This is a genomic window from Pseudostreptobacillus sp. (assembly GCF_977040545.1).
Window position 1 is genome coordinate 1 of the sequence record NZ_CDRRBS010000132.1, and the last position, 2,192, is coordinate 2,192.

The 2,192-nt window shown below is 25.6% G+C and carries 3 protein-coding genes; 1 reads left to right on the top strand and 2 read right to left on the bottom strand.

Annotation, left to right across the window (positions count from 1 at the left end; translation table 11 throughout):
- Positions 1-513: hypothetical protein (locus ACWYO2_RS05825; RefSeq protein WP_455515539.1), on the top strand; the 513-nt coding region annotated here is incomplete at its 5' end.
- A gap of 410 nt (positions 514-923) precedes the next feature.
- On the opposite strand, the gene ACWYO2_RS05830 is transcribed toward ACWYO2_RS05825, so the two are convergent.
- A complete protein-coding gene (locus ACWYO2_RS05830) occupies positions 924-1,841 on the bottom strand; it encodes a pseudouridine-5'-phosphate glycosidase (RefSeq protein ID WP_455515540.1) in 918 nt (305 codons plus the stop codon).
- A gap of 8 nt (positions 1,842-1,849) precedes the next feature.
- A partial coding sequence (locus tag ACWYO2_RS05835) for a carbohydrate kinase family protein (protein ID WP_455515541.1) occupies positions 1,850-2,192 on the bottom strand: 343 nt, incomplete at its 5' end.

Here is a 2,192-nt window from a genome sequence, read left to right on the forward strand (position 1 = left end):
ATGTATATTGATACAGATATAGATAGAAGTGTAGGGGATGAAAAGATAAATTCTAATCTAAAGGCGATAATGAGTGATTTTAAAATTTCTTTATCAAAAACATTTAAAATAGATGTATATAATACATTGAAACCCTCTCTTAAAATTAATACAACACTATTTTCTATATTTAATCATAAAAGTAAAAGTTTGGTAGATCTTAAATTAGAAGAGAATTTATTAATAAAAAATAAATTTACTTTAGGCTTAGAACATAGTTTAAATATAAATAAAAAAATTGATTTTATTGAAAATCTTGAAATTAGTATGTATGATAATATAAAAACTACTTTAAATGCTAATCTTAATGGAGTTAAATTTAAAACAATTGGTAAAAATTTAGATAGATTTAATGTTAATTATACAGTTGGGTTAAAATATGATATAAACGATAAATTAAGAGCAACGATTAAAGCAAGCATAGGAAATAGAAATAAGATAGGTGGAATGCTATCTATAAATTATGAATTTTAATTAAAAAAAGTTGAAGAGAAATCTTCAACTTCTTTTTATATTTATCTATAAATACAATAATAATGTAAACAAAGATGTGAAAATAAGATATATTGTAAGTAAAGTTCTATAAATTTTTAAGAAATTATCGTTTATTTTAATTCTACCGATTATAAATACATTACTAATAAAAATATAGAATATATTTACAAATATATTATTTCCTAAAAGTACCAATATAGTAGGAGCTATTGATTGCATAGAGTTGCTAAAAATATATCCTATTGTTGTAATTATTTCAAAAACAAATATTGGTATTATTAAAATATTTAAAATATTAAAAGGCTTCTTAAAATTAAAGAATACGCTTATAGATATATATAGCTTTACGAATGCTATTAAAATATTAATTAGTGTTAAAAATATTATCATTATCCTAATTTAACTAATTCCTTTGCAATTTCTGAAGCAAGTCTTACATTATTAAATACAAGTTGTATATTAGCTTCAAGAGATTTACCAGCTGTTATAGTCTTAACTTTATCAAGTAAGAATGGAGTAGTATCTTTACCTTTAATACCTTTTTCATCAGCTTCAGCTATAGCATTGTTTATAGCATTATTTATAGTATCAAAATCCATTGCATGTTCTTCAGGAATAGGATTAGCTATAACAACACCACCTTTTAAGTTTAAATCCCATTTAGTTTTTAAAATTTCTGCAAATTCTTTAGGGCTATCAATAGCGTAATCTAAATTAAATCCACTTTTTCTAGTGTAGAATGCAGGTAATTCTTTTGTTTTATAACCAAGAACAGGTACTCCTTTAGTTTCTAAATATTCAAGAGTTAATTTAAGATCTAATATAGATTTAGCACCAGCACAAACTACTGCCACATTTGTTTGTCCTAATTCTTCTAAATCAGCAGATATGTCCATAGTTGTTTCAGCGTGTCTATGTACACCACCTATACCACCAGTTGCAAATACTTTTATACCTGCAAGAGATGATATTAACATAGTTGTAGCAACAGTAGTAGCACCATTTAATTTATTAGCAGTAATATATGCAAGATCACGTCTACTAACTTTTGGAACACTTAATCCTTCTTTACCTAATAATTCAATTTCTTCTTTAGTTAATCCAACTTTTAATTTTCCTTTTATTATACCTATAGTTGCTGGAACTACACCACATTCTCTTGCTAATCTTTCAACTTCTAAAGCAGTTTCAACATTTTTAGGATAAGGCATACCGTGAGAGATTATAGTTGATTCCAATGCTATAATCGGTTTATTTTGAGCTAATGCTTCTTGTACGATTGGGTTAATTTCTAAATATTGTTTCATTTTTCCTCCTAAAGTTCTATATTAAAATAAGTTTTCATAGTATCATTTAAAATATTTTTGTTTAAACCTTTGAAACAAGTTCCAAGGTGCGTAACATTAAGTATAGACATGCTAAGAGCACATCTTGCCATTTTCTCTATTTCAAAATTGTTGTATAAAGAAAAGGCTACACCTGCTGCAAATGAATCACCTGCACCAGTAATATCAACAGCTGAAATATTAGGATTAGCAATAATTTCATATTTTTCATTATTCATATAGAATATACCTTTGCTTCCAAGTGTTATAAATACATTAGTAACACCTTTTTCTAATAGTACTTTAGCGGCTTTTATTAAATCTTCGTGGCTT